Source organism: Chitinophagales bacterium (genome assembly GCA_013816805.1).
Taxonomy (GTDB): Bacteria; Bacteroidota; Bacteroidia; order Chitinophagales; family UBA10324; genus MGR-bin340.
Genome location: JACDDS010000017.1, coordinates 34,147 through 51,692, shown reverse-complemented (window position 1 = coordinate 51,692; position 17,546 = coordinate 34,147). Strand labels below are relative to the sequence as shown.

Genomic DNA, 17,546 nt, shown 5'->3' with positions numbered 1-17,546 from the left:
TCCATTGATAGTGCGAAAGATGCTATTCCTTTAAGAGCTTAATCCGGTATAATTCCTTATTATACCCTATCTCTAAAATGTATAATCCCGAAGGATGGCGGGTTAAATCAATCGGTAAAACATTTTTTCCACTATCAAAAAAATGTGTGTCAGCTAAAATTTTTCTTCCCACAGGGTCAAAAACTGTATAACTGATAGTGGCGCTTCCTGGAAGTGAAAAAGAGGCATTAAACTTTTGGGCCGGATTGGGATATACATTTAAGAAATTTCCTTCCGCATAGGTAATGACAGCATCCGGATCAGGAGGATATTTGCAGTTATACTCCATCCGGTCACTGTCATTTAAAAGCCGTGCAATAAATGCATCAGTTTGTCCATGAAAAATATCAATTCGTGTTTGAAACTGAGTGCCTACAGCCTGCCGGATGTCGTCACTGTAAGTATTCAATGCAATATACAATTCGCCGGTGGTGGCCATTGCTAATGTTGGGCTGTAGCTAAACTGCTGGTTTCCGTTTATTTCCGGCTTTGATCCACCTAAATAAGACGAAAAAATAAGAGATTGACCCAATGCCGCATCGGTGAGCTCGGCAATATATGCATCCGTTTCGGTTATGTTAGGACAATATGCTGTATCCGCATATCCGCTAATATAGTTTTGCAAATCGCCCAGTATAGGAAAAACGGGAAAATGCAGACGGTTTGGTGTAGGAAGGCAACGGGGATTTTGCGAACTATTCGTTATTCCTGTTATAAAAACCCTGTCTCCTTTTGCACTACGGTTCCAAAGTACGCCCATCTGCTGATCGTCATTATAGCCGCCAAAGTATGTGCCCCAGATTGGCATACCTCCGTCATTGGGAATCTTAATTACGAAGCCATCAATATCACCGTTATAAGTAGAATCATATCCATGAGCCCACGTTAAAGAATCGCTTTGAGTTTGCCCACTCATTATTACATTACCTTTATTGTCAAGATCAATATCCCTTCCCCGGTCATTTCCGTCTCCGCCTATGTAAGTACACCAAATTCTTTCGAATTTTCCAGTACCAGAAGTATCTTCCCATTTTCCTACAAATGCATCAGGCGCTGCGGTTAACACACTATCAAATCCAGTCCCCGCGAAAATTCCATCCACGCTCTCGGTGGTACCATCAATAAATAATTGTACTGATCCCGTATCAGGCTGATAAATTTTAATTGCATGACACCGGTCCTGTCCGCGCCCCCCCACATATGAAAAATAGGATAGCGTATCAAGGTTAGCCGTAAATTCTGCAATAAAACCGTCTCCGCTCTGACCATACCTTGAAACACCTTTTATGCGTGCACCTTCATCCAGATCTTTGGACTCTGTGTAACCCACTGCGAACACATGATGGTTATAAACGGCCAGCCCAAGAATTTGATCAACGCTTGAAACAGAGTCCGGCTCAGTACCTCCAAGGTAGGTCCACCTCTGAAGATCTCCGGTTTCATCATATTTAGCAACAAAAGCATCCCACGTTGCAGCCGGCTTAATCTGGAAGGGAACATTTCCACCATCACAAATAACAGCCTTAGGGCCTCTGCCATTGGTCTTCATTTCACCTCCTATATATATGGTCGTGTTACCAAAAACATCATAATCCAAAGCCATATTATATCCATAATCCGTCTTGTTTTCATTGCCCAAATATCTTGACCATTGAAGTGCACCGCAACGGTCATATTTTGCAAGAAAGACATCTCCGGGACCGCCATAAAATAAAGTATCGCTGTCACATGGCATGCTGTAACCAAATGTAGATTTCGTCATTCCCACTACATAAACATTCTGCGGATCCTGCTGATCGAGCTTTATATCTTCAATATACTCTTCCTCTGCAAAGCTGAAGTCAGTTGTGCTATCAGCAAAGTACGCACCCCAGTCCACTATACGATATTGTGCTGCAGAATGGCCTGAAAATATTATAGATAACAGGATACTTAAAGTAAAAACGGAAAACCATATTCTTTTCCCGCTATAAGCAGTGATAAGCTTCATATATCTTAAAGGGCTGACTATTAAATGATATCTAAATTAGATTGAATCTATAATGTTATAAAAATTTTATGGTGATCTATTCACCTTTACAATAAAATATATGACATAATAAAGTGGTATTAGTTTAATCTTATAAATGCTGATTTATGCTAGCATTCATAATGTCATTTATTTATCACGGTACTTCTTATTTACAGGCACGGTGTTTGAATAAACGATTATCTAACCTTATAAATTTTAACACAATCAAACCTTAATAACAATGAAAAATCAAATAAAAAAAGGAAACCTTTATAAAAAAGGGATTTCCATCGCAATAGCTGCAGGAATGCTTTTTACATTGCCATCTTTTGCGCAAACAGATTTGCCGAATTCCACTACACCTGCAACTAACCCAAGCACTACTCCGGCTACACAGGATCCGAACCAGTTACAAACGCATCCTACATCGCCCACCAATACTTATCCAACACCAACGCAGACAAGTCCAAGTCAGCAAACGACTCCTGCGCAGCAGACAAATCCTACGCACCCTACTACAACACCTAATTCCACATCACCTGCGCAGGATCCTAATCAGCAGAACCCCGATCCGATGACCCCTTCTACAACGTCACCCACCAATACATATCCTACGCCTACCCAAACTACACCTGCCGAGCAGACTACTCCTTCGCAACAGACCAACCCGACTCACCCTACCGAAGGAGTAAATCCGACTCATCAAACCACTCCGGATACAAAGTCGACTCCAGCGGGTACCACCGGCAAATCTGATAATATGTCCAACCAAACTTCACATTCCAAGCTTTCCGACGCTCAAATGAAGAAAATTACAGGGACCGATCTGTCAGCAGGAAAAGATGCAAAAGGCCACATGCTGTATAAAGATTCCAGCGGAAAAAAATATTATGTTAGTGATGATGGAACGAAAATTTATGTTAAATAGAAATTAATTTTTAAAGAAAAAGGTCGTCTTTTCCGAGACGGCCTTTTTTTATGACTTATTGGTAAGGGAATTTCTTCAAACTTTTTTACTTACAATTCATCTAATAATGGCAGGCAGGAAAACCGGTCTCAGTGCTGAAAAAAATGAAGACACGCCTGAATGCTTGTTTTGCAGAATAGCTTCCGGGCTCGAAAATGCTCATATACTTCACGAAGATGAATTTACGATAGCCTTTTTGGATATAAAGCCCGTCTTTGCTGGACATACTCTAATAGTTCCTAAAATACATTATGAGTTGCTGGAAAATATACCCGACCATTTAATAAAACCCCTGTTTAAGATAGCCAGGTTATTTTCGGTAGTAATGAAAGAATCTTTGAATGCCCAGGGTTCTTTTGTAGCTATGAATAATAAGGTTAGTCAAAGCGTTCCTCATTTTCACATCCATGTGATACCGCGAAGCAAAGGAGATGGTTTAAAGGGATTTTTCTGGCCAAGAAAAAAATATGATGATGAACATCAGATAAACACCGTCGCCAATAAAATTAAAAAAGTGCTGAAATGCTATATTTAACTGACAGCATTTACTAATTATAGGTAAGCTTTCTATGCCGGTAAACCATCAGGAATATTCCCGCTATTAGAAACAGCTCACCTGCTGAGAATAACCACCAATTAAAATCCTGTGGGATAAAATGTGGTATTTCATCAAATAGTGCTGCCTGGCTCACCGGTGTCCATATGGAACCGTTATTCAAAGAAATGTATTGTAAATAATCCCAGGTAAAAGACAGGACTACCACTGCGGCCCCAAGAATAAAAATTAACCATTCTTTATTACTGATCGTGACCCGGATGTCTTTCTCATGGTAATACACTACGCAAAGGGTAAGAACTATCATTGTAAGAGATACCAGGCAAGGTGCAAGTACCGGTCCTACCCACGGTACAGGAATTACGAATAAAATATCCTGAGTAAAAAGAGAGGCTGGCCAATGCAATAACAACTTTAGAAATATATAATAAAATATATCCCACACACCAAAGCATAACAGAAAAAAAGAAAACCGCTGAGCAGTATTTTTCCCTGCTATAATCCCCATCATCAATAACATTATAATTGTTGCCGCTTCTCTCCAAAATTCTACCACTGCTATCTTTTGAGGAATAACCGCTAATGGGAATTGAAATCCATTAGGATAAAATAGTTCGCGCAAGTATATTACTACCACAGATTCAAAGTAGCCCATGGCGATACTAAAAACTGCAAGGAACAGTATTGTAGCCCGTATAGCTTTCATACTGGAATTCTAAAATTTAATTATCCAACTAAAATCCTGTTTAGAGGAAGAATAGTTACTGACTTTCAGGATAAGGACCATATTGCTCTAACAGGAGCTGTATTTTTGCAACCCATTGTTCCTGCGCTTCCGATACAATGCCATGCGCTGTTTCCTCATCATATTGTTCCTGTGTCTTGCCCCATTCCTTATTAATGCCTGAAAAGATTTCTTTAGATTTTGAAGCAGTAAGCTGCCCGGCTTTCGATTTCATTTCAGCATATAATTTACGGGCATATAGTTCCGTAATATCGAAATGAAGCTGCTCATGATGAAGCACCGAAGAGGTATCAATTTTTATCCATGATCTTCCAGGTTCAAAAGACGCATAGACCGTATAAGCAGAAATTTTACCATTTACCGTTTCATAAGAAAAAAAAATTTTGCTTGACGTCAATCCAGCCCAAGGCGTATTCTCAGGGATAGCAGATTGAAAATTACAATAGCTAAGTTTATAATCTTTATTCCATTTAATTTCATTTGCAGTCTCCGAACCTTCTTTATTCTGAGCATAAACAGAATGAATGGCACAAACGAATAATAAAATCTGGAGACTTCTCAATTAAAGCTTTCTGTTTGTACTGATTGAATATCCAGGCTTAAACAAGCGCTAATTACACATCATCGTGACGATCGCCACCCAGACTATACGTATTATTTTCTTCATCTTCTTCCCCGATCATCTCATTATCATCATCTAATTCAGTACCCGGAACATCAAGATCTTCCCCTGTCATGTCAACAGGCCATACTCTGTTTTTAAGTATTTCGTCGTCTCCAAGGTCGGCGTTAAGCTCATCTGATCCTAATATTTCCAGATCTTCTTCCGTAACATCAGCTTCAGTTCCGCTAACAATTTCCAGGTCGTCTATTGCATCTGGCGGCATGGGGAATTCAACCGGAGCCCCTGAAGACTTAATGGAACTGTTTTGATAAGGCGCAGCTTCCACTTTACCCGGTGTAATACTATTATCCTCACTAAAGGGTTCTTTTTCTATGGCGTTCTTGGGATCCATTATATCTTCTTTAGAAGGATAATGGGGATAGCCTGGAAAATTTTCCCCTGCCTGATTTCCATTGCCGGAATCCTGACTAAGATTATTGTTTTTATTTCTTGGTGTAGCGTTAGATCTTTTTTTCATCTTCTGAATTTAAAGAGTGATTTAATAGTGACATCTTTTATAGAAAAACTTATGCCGTAAAACTTCCTTTACAGACTTAATTAATTTTGCTTCCTTGAGTATAAATTGTAATGATTGATATCTGCAATGTACAAAGGGATAAATAAAAAAAGGGCGCAGGAAACACCAAAACCTGCGCCTCTTTACGCCTTGTGATATCGCTGAGAACGATAAATACCAAAGCGGGATCTTAAATACTGCTTAATCTATTGTTGGTTTATTTCAATTTCGATCTTAATTCAGTGAGCTTATCCAGGTGCATTTGAATCTTGGGCAAGCCTGATGAGATCCAACTCTTTAATTGCTGCTCGCTTACTTCAGTCATTGCACTCTTAAATCTATTTATAATTGCACGATGACCTTCTATCATCATATCTGTCCAGGTTCTATCAAAGTCATCCGGCTTACTATTAGTTAGCATTTTGACATCGGTCATTGCTTTGCTGGAATCTATATCTGGATGCATCATGTTTTTTCCGCTTGTCATGTTCCTAAGATCGTTCAGCATCTTAGTGTGATCAGTTACTAAAGTTTTCGCAATATTCTTCAGCTCAGAATTAGAGGATTTAGCCTCACCTAATTTTGCCAACTTTATTTCTTCAGCGTTGGAGGCCATAGCATCTGCTATAAACTTTATCATTCCCTGATTTCCCTGGCCTGAGTTCATTTGCTGATTGGAAGGTGATCCCTGACCTCCTTTCATAGTATCATTGCTTATTTGTGCTGTACTGTTCATAATCAGAATTAGAATCAGTACTGGAGTAATCACAAGAATTAGTTTAAAGTACATTTTCATGTTAAGAGACTTATTATAAATAAGAGGAGATTCCAACAAAATACATTAAGTGGTGATGGTTATAGGATCATAAAAAATCATACCGTAAATTTATACTCTGTAAGGGTTTTACAATTTTTATAATTGTAGAAAACCAATAATTTTCTGTAGAAAAATATTCCCAATTGTCTTACAGAAATAAGCACCAAAAAATTAAATTACCGGCAATACAAATAGGATAATACGTGATAAATTATTTTTGTTTAACAAAAGAAATTGTAACTCCTAATTTTTATGACTACCGATCAACTAAAAGATATAAAGAGCCGACTTGAGGCACTGAGGAGGTTTCTTTGACTACGCAAACCGTGTAGAAAAAATTAAAGAGGATGGACAACTCACTTCTGCCTCTGATTTTTGGAACGATCCAAAAAAAGCAGAAGCATTGATGAAGCAGATACAGATTAATAAGCAATGGGTAAATCTTTATAATACTGCAGAAAAAGAGGTGGGTGAAACTGAGGTCTTATTAGAATTTTATCAGGCTGGTGAAGGTACCGCCGAAGATTTAGAGTTGCAATATAAAACAGCGTTAGACGCTATTGACGACCTGGAGTTCCGATCTACGTTTACTTCCCAGGAAGATCAGCTGGGTGCCATATTGGAAATCAATGCCGGGGCCGGTGGTACTGAGAGCTGTGACTGGGCAGCAATGCTGATGCGGATGTACCTGATGTGGGGAGAAAAAAATGGGTATAAAATTCACGAGCTCGATATTCAGAACGGTGAAGTGGCAGGCATCAAATCCTGCTCCATAGAATTAGAGGGTGATTTTGCTTATGGCTATTTAAAATCAGAATCAGGTGTTCATCGACTAGTACGGATCTCTCCATTCGATTCCAATGCTAGGCGTCACACGTCATTCGCTTCGGTCTTTGTGTATCCTTTAGTTGACGATACAATTAAGATAGAAATAAATCTTAACGACATCACATGGGAAACTTTTCGCTCTGGCGGTGCAGGCGGACAAAACGTAAATAAGGTAGAGACCGCTGTAAGGCTGCGTCATAAACCTTCCGGCATTGTAATAGCCTGCCAGGAAGACCGTACACAGGGCGGTAATAAGGATAAGGCACTCAAAATGCTAAAGTCGAAATTGTACGAAGAAGAAATCCGAAAGCGCAATGAAGAACGGGATAAAATTGAGGCAGGTAAAAAGAAAATTGAGTGGGGCTCACAAATCAGGAATTACGTGCTGCATCCCTATAAGCTGGTGAAAGATGCACGGACCGGCTTTGAAACCAGCAATACACAAGCCGTGCTCGACGGCGGCATCGATGACTTTATAAAAGCATACCTGATGGCGGAGAAAAATAATTGAATTCTTTTTTGATTCATACCTTGAACAGCCTTGGGTGTTTAAAAAATATAAGTGGAGTATACTATTAATGATATGCAATTTTATGCAGGCACCCGGGAAGGAAAATGCCTTAGTAAAGAATATGCAGAAATGTTTTCCAAGCTTATCTGGAAATGCAAGCAAGGACACGTTTTTGAAAGAGCATTTGCACACATACAGCAAGGTTCATGGTGTATGCAATGTGCTAAGAATGATGAAAAGAAAATACGGCTTAATAAGTTTCATGAGCTGGCACATGAACAAGGCTGCGAATGCCTCTCCACCACATACGCTAATTTAAAAACCCAGCTTCTTTTTAAATGCCATAATGGACATTGCTGGAAGGTCCAGGCTGCCGGAATAAAAAGGAAAGGAATACGATGTCCGATTTGTTCTTATAATGAAAAAACTGAAAAAAGAAAAAAGAAATATTTTAATATATACACCAGGATTGTAAAGAACCGCGGGGGCCAGCTTTTATCCACTGACTACGTTAACAATGCTACACGCCTTCAATTGCGGTGTGCACAAGGTCATGAATGGTGGGCACTTCCAAACGCAATACAGCGAGGTCAATGGTGCTTTCGATGCTTTCACACTGATATTGCTGAGAAACAAAAGGACAGCATTAAAATATTCATAAAAATTGCAAAAGATCAGGCTGGCAAATTGCTGTCAAAAACTTATGTGAATTGCTATACAAAATTAAAATGGAAATGCAAAGCAGGTCATGTATGGTGGTCTAAACCTCACAACATTAAGAATGGGAAATGGTGTCCCCAATGTGCTACCATTCGCAGTCATAAAAAATCGCTCTTTCCACTTGAAGTGTACGCAAAAATTGCTGAAAAGCGCGGCGGAAAGATACTATCTAAGGAGTACAAGAATATTAACTCGAGAGTAGAATGGCTATGCGGTGAAGGGCACCGATGGGTAACTGCTTTAAGAACGGTGAGACGCGGGAAATGGTGCCCTATATGTGCAAGAAACAAACGGCGAAAGAAATAGAGCCTGCTGACTGTAATAATCGCTATTTAATGGGGCAGTCAGGTTCAACCTACATCACTATAGCTTGAATTGTGTTGTGATTTGATGCCAACGGTTGTGATTTGCTTTCAGAATTTTTCAAATGATCTTTGACATACAGTTTCCATGTTCCGGTTTAATACTTCCGTATTGTTGTGATTTTGTATCATGTCCTCAACCCTTGCCGGCGTTCCGCCATAGCGAACTAACACGTAAGGAAACAAGTCTATTGGGATATCGAAATTAAAGCTGCGCGCTATCCACGGCATTTGTGAAACCATATATTAAGTATCAATAACTTTTGATGAACTGATTTTTCAAGTAAATTTACCCACGAAAAAATGATCTCCATGAAAGATAAAGTTTTCTCTTCCCAGTTTATTATTTTATGTCTGATTATCCTATGCGCTTCCTTAAGCCGTCTTTTATCCAACCAGCTTCACCTGTGGAACTTCACTCCAATTGCTGCAATGGCTCTATTCAGCGGCGCTAGTTTTCGTGAAAAGAAATACGCTTTCCTTGTACCCCTGATTGCAATGGTGGTCACTGATTTTATTATTGGATTTCATCCGGGCATCTGGGATGTTTATGGAGCATTTGCCATCATTACCGTTATTGGAATATATCTGCGAAACAGAGTAAGCGTACCGAATATAATTCTCGCTTCTCTCGTTTCCTCACTTCTTTTTTTCTTCATTACCAACTTCTTTGTTTGGCTTGGAGCAGGGCTGTATACGCAGGATGCACAAGGCCTTGGAAAGTGCTTTGCAGAAGGAATTCCGTTTTTTGGAAATACCATTGCCGGTGACCTTTTTTATTGCGGTGTGCTTTTCGGAGGGTATGAACTTCTTAAGAAAACAAACCCTTCCATAATAAAAGTGTAGTCTTATACCGGGATAAGGTCGATAAACCAGTATCCGATTTTTTCTAAAGCTAGATTGCTGAGTTTAATTTCAAGCGGCCGGAACACCTTTTCTCCCCTTTTAAATTTTACTTCATTTTTAAAAAAAGGACCATCGAATACGAATGTGTGATATTCCCCATTTTCGCCGCTAACATCAATGGAGGATGGTAACCATTTCCTCGAAAAAAAGTCGAGCCTTATTCCTGCAAACGACTGATCCAAAAAAGCGCTGTTCACACAACAGGTGATTGCTTTATAGCCTCTTGTCAAAAAAATTTGTAAAAGAAATTCTGTATTTTTTTTCCAGAGAGGAAAGACACCTTTCATCCAATTATCCGCCAACAAGCTTTCTCTATAGCTTTTTATCTCTTCCAGAAAAATATCACCGAAAATAACGTGATGTATTTCTTCCGATTTAAGTTCTTCCATCACCTTTCCGAATTCAAATTCATATTCCGCATTGGTGCTATTCTTTACATAAATCTCTTTTAGAGGTATACCAATAGCGCCGGCTTGTTTTCTAAGCAATTCAACGCGAATTCCATGCGTACTAACCAGACAAGGTTCGCCGGAAAAGAAGGTAACCAGATAAGCCACCTGGTATTCTGAAGATTGCATTATCTCATCAAGGCACAACGCCGAATCTTTCCCTCCGCTCCAAAAAATTGCTGCTTTAATCATTAACTCCTTGATAAACTAAAATTCAGATAAAAGATAACAGCTGTAGTAATGGCATGGCTTGTAATTTTAAAATGATCCTTTCAAGGTTAAATAAACTGCCCGTCCCTTAGTAGTAAAACCATTGATTTCCGTGTAATGTGTATTCAGAATATTTTCAATTTTTAAACTGGAGCCAAAGTGTTCTGAAAATTCATAATTAAATAAGCCATCAAACAAGACATATCCTTTAACGGGAATGGAGCCGAGCGCTCCGAATGGTCCAAGGTTTGAATCATAATAAATATCCTTTTGGCGACCACTCCAATAGGCACTTAACTGTGCGAAAAATTTTTGAAGAGGAAACCAGGTCGTTTTAAGGTTGGCCGTATTGGGTCGCCTGATTAATCCATTGGTAGTTATTTCTGAAGACGGAAAAGCGCCGTTACTATAAAGCTGTACATGGTTGCTTTCTGTATGCATTGTATCTATTGAAGAAGCCCTGTAAGTAAGTTTTCCTTTCACCACACTGATGGTGCCATCCACCTTAATCTTAGCAACAGGTTTGTAACTGAAGCTTAGTTCGGCACCGTAATTAGTCTGTGTTCCGATATTTATATAAGTATCGCCACGGTAATCATCCCGTGAAAAATCCGTACCTAATAAATTGACCGGAATGTCTTTATCCCATAAGTACACGTATTCAATTTCATTATCCACCACGCTTCGGTATCCTGAAAGCGCAAGGGAAAATGTATTTCCAATCTTTTGCTTATAACCTGCTTCAATAGATTGCGATGTTTCCGGCTTTAATGACGGATTCCCCCTGGAGATATCTGAAATATAATAAAAGTCCGGCGCATAAAGCTGGTACAGAGAGGGAGCATTGAAACCTGTTGACCACGATAAATAAACCAAGGTATTTGCCTTAATGCAATAAGACGGATTTATTTCATACATCCATTTGTCTCCGAAGAGATCATGGTGGTTCCACCGGATGCCCGCGATAATATGCAAGGAAGACAATGAACGGGTGATAAGCTCACCAGAAAAATCGGATTGGACAAAAGCATTATAAATGAAGGCGTGAGGATGTATGGAATCTACATTAACAACCGATTCATATGGGCCAAATATTCCATTTGTGAAGTAATCTGTCAGAAAAGTCATCCTTTCCCTCATCCCTCCTGCTCCGGCAGATACTGTGATGTTTTTCTGATTCCAGGTTACCTGCATATCATTGCTTAAGCTGGTACCCCTGTAGAAGCCGGAGGAAATGGTGTGATCAAAAACTCCATTATAGTTTACAATGGAAGAATCATCAATAGTATGACGATCTATCACACTTATGCCGCCGTTTAATTGCAGATGCCAGTGCGGGTCTATTCGATACGCTGCCTTGTAAGTACTAAGATGCCTGGTGGTAAAGATTCTGGTGCTGTCCCCATCGTACCAGGCATCAGGGTTTACCCCGTAAGGATCATTATATTTAAAACCTTTTTTATCGAAATCAGTACGTTCATCAGTATAAGAATACGTTCCGGACACATTCCATTTTTTATCAGTAAACCCCAATTTTGCATTTGCTTTTGTTAACCCGAAATTATCCCTGTCAAAACGTTTGAATGCATTTATGCGGCTAACCGTATCAGCGGTGGCATCCAGGCCGTTTACATTTTTATTAAAAAATTCAGCACTGCCATACAAGCCCTTTTTTGAAGAATAGTTAAGCGCAAGGTTCTCATCGAGCAGAAACGTTTTTTTACCAAACGTTCCTGCCTTAACTCTTACTTCACCATGAAAACCGGTTTTAACAGGTGTCGCTGAAATCAAATTAATAACACCTCCTATTCCAGCAGATCCAAATAGTGTACTGTGAGATCCGCGTACTATTTCAATTTGCTGCAATCCTGAAACAGAAAGCTCTGCCAAATCAATTGCATTATTCACAGACGAGGGATCAGAAATGCGGATGCCATCGATTAGTATAAGGGTTTGATTGCTATTGGCACCACGCATAAAAATACTTTCCGTCATGCCAGGATTTTGCCCTGCACCGATCACGGAAATGCCGGCATAGTTGGAAAGCAATTGTGCAAGATCATTTGCTGAGCTTTTTATTTCCTGTGAAGAAATCAGTGTAACCGATCTGCCAATACTATCTATGCCTTTTGGTGTTCGGGTTGCTGAAATAATTACCCCTGGTATGGCGTGAACAAGAATAGAATCCTGGGCATTTGCAGAAAACCACTCAACGGCCTGGAAAAAAAATAAAAAACCAATTGTTAAATGTGATTTTATTTCCATAATGCCGGTGTGTGCAGTCTTTCAGCCTTTAAAAAACTTCCGGGAAAATGAAATGAGATTGCATCTCACTTTGCTTTTTACCCGAAAGCAGAAAATGATTAATGGAATTGGCAGGTCTTCTGACTCTCCTGGCTTCTAATCACCTTCCCATTTCATAATTTTGAAACAGTGGCTGAAGAATTAAAAGCACTTCAAATATTTTATTGCAGGATCACAGCAGCGGGAACTGTTGAGGCATCTCACCTCATTCCCTTTTAATCAATCATTTTACTAATGAACTGAACCAATTACCCGGCGAAGATAAAATTATTTATCTTATAGAATGCAGCATAAGAATTCCCTGGATTAAGTTGCTTTGTAAGTCAAATCAAATTTCTTTGCACATCAATCCGTAATCGTTGCAGCAAATTTTTTTGTATTCAGATGGAGCCTGCTCCGGCAATCCGGGGCCTGGGGGTTACGGTGTCATCCTTAAGTTCGGAGCATCTGAAAAAGAGCTTTCGGAAGGTTTCAGAAGAACTACCAATAACAGGATGGAATTGATGGCTGTAATAAAGGGACTGGAACAATTAAAGTGGGATCATTGCACTGTAAAAATCTTTTCAGATTCAAAATATGTAGTAGAAGCAATACGGCAGGAATGGCTGTTAAAATGGGAAAAAAAGGGATGGAAAAAGGTGAAAAACCCCGATCTGTGGAAACTCTTGCTTCCCTTATACCTAAAGCATAGCATCTCCTTTGAATGGGTAAAAGGCCATTCCGGCCATCCTGAAAATGAGCGTTGTGATCAGTTAGCCGTTGAGGCACTGCGTGGGCCAGGGCTGCAGATTGATGCTGGTTTTGAACAGATGCAAAAAGATAAGCAGCACCTGATATAACAGTTATTGATCCTGGTTATGAAGAAGATTTATTCCGAAGCTTTCAAGCTCCTTAACGAGCCGGCAAACCGGCAGCCCCATTACATTGTAATAGCATCCGGAAATTTTTTCAATTCCCACCAATCCTATCCACTCCTGTATGGCGTACCCTCCTGCTTTGTCAAACGGATGAAATGTTTCTACATAATGGTTAATCACTGAATCGCTTAACTTTCTAAAATGCACGCTGGTTAATTCCGAAAATGTAACTGCTTTATCTTTCGTTAATAGTGTTACTCCCGTAATCACCTCATGAATGTTGCCTGAAAGAATGGTTAACATTTTTTTTGCTTCTTCTGTATTTTCCGGCTTTCCAAATATTTGATCTTCAAACAATACAACAGTATCTGCAGCGATAAGAAGCTCATCGGTCTTAATGAGATTGCGAATAGCGTCTGCCTTTTTAGCAGAAAGGTATTCAGGCACTTTCCCGATATGTAAATCAGCCGGATACGTTTCATCTACTTCAGTAAGCAGCAGCGAAAACCGGATTCCAAGATCGGAGAGTAATTGCTGGCGTCGGGGAGATTTGGAGGCAAGTATAATTTTCAAAGTAAATATTAAACTGTGGGTAAGTGATTTCAAAAATAAATGAATATTATAATCACAACAGGAACTGTATTTGACTGATATTGTTAAAACCGTTATTCCATTCGAGCTATGACCCTTGGTTTTTCTCCCTGCCCCAATGATACCTTTATTTTTTATGCAATGCTTCATGGAAAAGTGGATTGCAAAGGCATTCAGTTTTCGCCTGTTATAGAAGATGTCGAAACTCTTAACCGCCGGGCAGTAAACGGAGAGCTGGATATAACCAAACTAAGTTATGCAGCTTACTCATACACCCGCGATCATTACTCCTTATTACATTCAGGAAGTGCTCTCGGCAGAAATTGCGGACCTCTGTTAATCTCAAAAAGAAAGATTGCATTAGATGAAATAGCTGGTTGCTCAGTGGCTATGCCGGGACGGCTGACTACTGCTAATTTTCTTTTTAACATTTTTTTTAAAAACCACGGCGACCTTTGGGAAATGGTTTTTTCTGAAATTGAAGATGCCGTTTTGAATGAAACAGCCGATCTCGGAGTTATTATTCACGAAAACCGGTTTACGTATCAGAAGAAGGGGTTGCAGAAAGTGGCTGATTTAGGTGAGATGTGGGAAGCTCAAACACAAAGCCCTATTCCGCTTGGCGGAATTTTTATAAGGAAATCTTTCCCGCCTGATCAGTCGGAAATAATAAATAAAATTATAAGATCCAGTGTAAAATATGCTTTAACACATTTCGAAGAAGCACTTAAATTTGTTAAAGAGTATTCTCAGGAAATGGATGAAGAAGTGATATGGCAGCACATCCGGCTGTACGTTAATGAATTTACCATCGATTTAGGCAGTGAAGGTTTAAGAGCGGTTGAATTGTTTTATAAATATTTCCGGCAGCCAAAAAATTCTCTTGATCCAATACCATTTTAAAATAAATCTCATTGTAACTTTTCTCAGCATACGCTTGAAATCTGATGTACTTTAGCATATAATCCTTTCAAAAAATTTTAAATATAAACTGATTAACCATCTTTTATTGATCATGTAGTATCAGTAGTCTTTTAAAATTTTGCTGATCAAATGTCAACCTGTAATTAACATTTCTGTATCCTATAAAATGAATAATAATGATGAAATATACGCTACTACTCTTAAGCTTAATTGTAATTCCATTTACCCATTCTTACGCTCAGTGCTTTCTTCAAAAGCCAAATAACCTCCAGGTTACCAGTGTTTCCAGCTGTGATGCTGTTGTGGATTGGTCTGCCGTAACAGGTGCAACTTTATATAAGATTCAATATAAAGTTTCCTCATCTGCTGCCTGGATAACCGTAAACGCCGGAAACGCCACCAGTTACACCGTCACAGGTCTTGCTGCTGATACTAAGTATAGCGTGCAGGTGGCATCATTTTGCTCTGATAATACCACGCAGGGATATTCTAAACCGGTTATCTTTCAAACATTAGTTTGTTCGGCACCACAACAGGTTTTTATAACTGCAGTTACCGATTCTTCTGCAACTATAAGCTGGCAGGCAAAATGTAACAGCTCACTGTATAATTTAAAATACCGGGTGACAGGAACTTCAGGATGGACAAAAGTTAATGATCTGAATAATACTACGTATAAATTGAAAAAGCTGCTGCCTGCTACAAATTATGACGTGCAGCTGCAAAGTAATTGCGGCCAGAATACTTCTGACTGGACGGAGACAGTAACCTTTATAACTGCTAATTCCGGACAGCGGCCTAACATTTTGGTTATTTTGATGGATGATGGCCGGTATGATACTTTTCTGCCCACAGGTGGCCCTAACTGGTTTAAGTCACCTTCTATAAATCGCATTGCTTATGAAGGTGTGAATTTTCAATACATGATTCCATCCACTTCTCAGTGCGCACCCAGCCGCGTCTCCATTTATACCGGTTTGTATGGACATCACAATGGAGTACTTAATAATGGCAACCATATGAGCAATGGAACTCTTGTACAGCAGGTACTTACTGACAACGGTTATTATACAGGGTTCGTAGGGAAATACGGGCAGGGACAGGGAGTACCAAAAGGATTCAATTGGTATGCTGTTACTACCAATGATTTTTATAATGATCCTCCGTACATCGTAAATGGAAAAGATACTACCATAAAGGGTAACATCCTGGATACTTACCCCGCGCTGGCTTTAACCTTTTTAAAGGATGCACCTGCTGATAAACCTTTTATGCTTATGTTTTTTACACGGGCACCCCACACGCCATCCATGCCTCGTAAGGAAGATTCCCATCTGTACGAAAATGAACGCATGCCTTTTCCATCTAATTTTTACACCTATTCAAAGAATTATCCCGATTTCTTTTATGGAGGCTCTCTTCAGTGGAAGGCTGATTCGGCCACTACTATTTCAAATACTTTAAAAGAATACCAGACTCTTGCGGGCATAGAATATGATGTCGATACGCTGATAAGTTACCTGGAGAAAAAAGGGTTGCTGAACAATACCCTTATATTTTTTACATCTGATAACGGCTATTTAAAAGGAGAGCATTTATTGCAAGGCAAAGAAATTATGCAGGAAGAATCGATCCGCCTGCCGTTTTTTGTGCGCTATCCAAAATGGTTTTCAGATTCTGCTGTAATTAAAAATCAAATTGCTTCTACAATCGACATTGCACCTACCATGCTGGATGCAGCAGGCATCTCCAATACCTATAATATGGATGGAGTCTCTTTACATAAACTGGTAACGGGCGAAATCAAACGTCCTCTTTTCTATTATGAATTTGGAGGACAAAAGGGAGTGCCTTCAAACCGCGGTATCCGTTCCCTGGATTATACCTATGTGCACCACTATTGCAGTTCCACCACGGAAGAATTCTACGACCTGGTAAATGACCCAAAGGAAAATACAAATCAAATAAATAATTCAGACTACGCCCAGCGGATCCAGCAATACAAAAAAACACTTGATAGCCTTCAGACGGCATTGGGAGATACTGATCCTATAGAAGATATTTCCTGTTTTTTGAAGAACATAGTAAATACCCGGGAACCTGATTCTGATGATGAGGGTGTGGAAATGGCAGGGAATCTATTTACCATTTCCCCTAATCCTGTCGAAAACCAGGTTTCTATTAGCTTTTCTTCCGAAACGGAGGAACCGCTGAGTCTTTTTATTTACAATGTCCTGGACCAGCAGCTGTTTGCTGACAGGTTTGAATCCGGAAGCACGTTGAATATGCTAATCGATACCCACGAATGGAAGCCGGGCTTATATATGGTTACTATTAAGCAGGGCAACCAAAAGTTTACACAGAAAATGAATATTGTTCATTGAACTGTAAATAATCTGCCATTAAATAAAGGAAACTCCGTAATCTTTTGTTGGCTATCACCCGTAATAGCAGTAAATTCAATTCTGGATTTAATGTAAAATATTACCTAATCTGTAAGGGCTAAAATCTTACTGCCTGAAATCACGATTTTATTGAATTCATAAAAACCAGAATTTTATTTTGACG

General features: G+C 39.4%; 16 protein-coding genes and 1 riboswitch. Of the genes, 8 read left to right on the top strand and 8 right to left on the bottom strand.

All coding sequences use genetic code 11. The annotated features are described in order from the left end of the window. Positions 1-22: 22 nt before the first annotated feature. Complete coding sequence (locus tag H0W62_13365) at positions 23-2,029, bottom strand: T9SS type A sorting domain-containing protein (GenBank protein ID MBA3649517.1); 2,007 nt, start codon at positions 2,027-2,029, stop codon at positions 23-25. Positions 2,030-2,291: 262 nt separating this feature from the next. On the opposite strand from H0W62_13365, the gene H0W62_13360 reads away from it, so the two are divergent. After that, the gene (locus H0W62_13360; protein ID MBA3649516.1) at positions 2,292-2,978 is read left to right on the top strand and encodes a hypothetical protein; all 687 of its coding nucleotides are present in this window, start codon (positions 2,292-2,294) and stop codon (positions 2,976-2,978) included. A 106-nt stretch (positions 2,979-3,084) separates the two neighbouring features. Further along, complete coding sequence (locus H0W62_13355) at positions 3,085-3,552, top strand: HIT family protein (GenBank protein ID MBA3649515.1); 468 nt, start codon at positions 3,085-3,087, stop codon at positions 3,550-3,552. Between the two features lie 13 nt (positions 3,553-3,565). Here the strand turns inward: H0W62_13355 and H0W62_13350 are convergent, their stop codons facing one another. The 4 genes from H0W62_13350 to H0W62_13335 form a co-directional block, all read right to left on the bottom strand. Continuing rightward, positions 3,566-4,228: a hypothetical protein gene (locus H0W62_13350; GenBank protein MBA3649514.1), complete on the bottom strand. Its 663-nt coding sequence runs from the start codon at positions 4,226-4,228 to the stop codon at positions 3,566-3,568. Between the two features lie 106 nt (positions 4,229-4,334). Then, a complete protein-coding gene (locus tag H0W62_13345; protein MBA3649513.1) occupies positions 4,335-4,880 on the bottom strand; it encodes a hypothetical protein in 546 nt (181 codons plus the stop codon). Positions 4,881-4,932: 52 nt separating this feature from the next. Further along, complete coding sequence (locus tag H0W62_13340; protein ID MBA3649512.1) at positions 4,933-5,460, bottom strand: hypothetical protein; 528 nt, start codon at positions 5,458-5,460, stop codon at positions 4,933-4,935. Positions 5,461-5,716: 256 nt separating this feature from the next. Then, entirely contained in the window at positions 5,717-6,235 is a 519-nt protein-coding gene (locus H0W62_13335) for a DUF4142 domain-containing protein (GenBank protein ID MBA3649511.1), read from the bottom strand. A 333-nt stretch (positions 6,236-6,568) separates the two neighbouring features. Here H0W62_13335 and prfB point away from each other — a divergent pair. The 3 genes from prfB (at position 6,569) to H0W62_13320 (ending at position 9,583) form a co-directional block, all read left to right on the top strand. Beyond that, positions 6,569-7,655, top strand: a protein-coding gene (prfB, locus tag H0W62_13330) for a peptide chain release factor 2 (protein ID MBA3649510.1) whose coding sequence is annotated in 2 segments (ribosomal slippage) — positions 6,569-6,628 and positions 6,630-7,655 — 1,086 coding nt in all. Because the reading frame shifts where the segments join, the coding sequence is not laid out codon by codon here. A 51-nt stretch (positions 7,656-7,706) separates the two neighbouring features. Then, positions 7,707-8,681 (top strand): hypothetical protein, encoded by a 975-nt coding sequence (locus H0W62_13325; GenBank protein MBA3649509.1) that lies wholly within the window; start codon positions 7,707-7,709, stop codon positions 8,679-8,681. Between the two features lie 368 nt (positions 8,682-9,049). Further along, positions 9,050-9,583, top strand: a complete 534-nt coding sequence (locus H0W62_13320; protein ID MBA3649508.1) for a hypothetical protein — start codon at positions 9,050-9,052, stop codon at positions 9,581-9,583. A gap of 2 nt (positions 9,584-9,585) precedes the next feature. Here the strand turns inward: H0W62_13320 and H0W62_13315 are convergent, their stop codons facing one another. Continuing rightward, on the bottom strand, positions 9,586-10,284 hold the full coding sequence (locus H0W62_13315; protein MBA3649507.1) for a diphthine--ammonia ligase: 699 nt from the start codon (positions 10,282-10,284) through the stop codon (positions 9,586-9,588). 66 nt (positions 10,285-10,350) lie between these two features. Beyond that, complete coding sequence (locus tag H0W62_13310) at positions 10,351-12,567, bottom strand: TonB-dependent receptor (GenBank protein ID MBA3649506.1); 2,217 nt, start codon at positions 12,565-12,567, stop codon at positions 10,351-10,353. Positions 12,568-12,658: 91 nt separating this feature from the next. Beyond that, positions 12,659-12,870, bottom strand: a riboswitch (cobalamin riboswitch). 95 nt (positions 12,871-12,965) lie between these two features. Between H0W62_13310 and rnhA the strand changes: the two genes are divergently transcribed. After that, positions 12,966-13,445, top strand: a complete 480-nt coding sequence (gene rnhA, locus H0W62_13305; protein ID MBA3649505.1) for a ribonuclease HI — start codon at positions 12,966-12,968, stop codon at positions 13,443-13,445. A 3-nt stretch (positions 13,446-13,448) separates the two neighbouring features. Here the strand turns inward: rnhA and maf are convergent, their stop codons facing one another. After that, positions 13,449-14,204 carry a septum formation protein Maf gene (gene maf / locus H0W62_13300; GenBank protein ID MBA3649504.1) on the bottom strand — a complete coding sequence of 252 codons (756 nt, stop codon included), beginning with the start codon at positions 14,202-14,204 and terminating at the stop codon, positions 13,449-13,451. Here maf and H0W62_13295 point away from each other — a divergent pair. Beyond that, positions 14,145-14,957: a 1,4-dihydroxy-6-naphthoate synthase gene (locus H0W62_13295; GenBank protein MBA3649503.1), complete on the top strand. Its 813-nt coding sequence runs from the start codon at positions 14,145-14,147 to the stop codon at positions 14,955-14,957. The genes maf and H0W62_13295 overlap by 60 nt on opposite strands. Positions 14,958-15,154: 197 nt before the next feature. Then, the gene (locus H0W62_13290; GenBank protein MBA3649502.1) at positions 15,155-17,362 is read left to right on the top strand and encodes a sulfatase-like hydrolase/transferase; all 2,208 of its coding nucleotides are present in this window, start codon (positions 15,155-15,157) and stop codon (positions 17,360-17,362) included. The last annotated feature ends 184 nt before the right edge of the window (positions 17,363-17,546 follow it).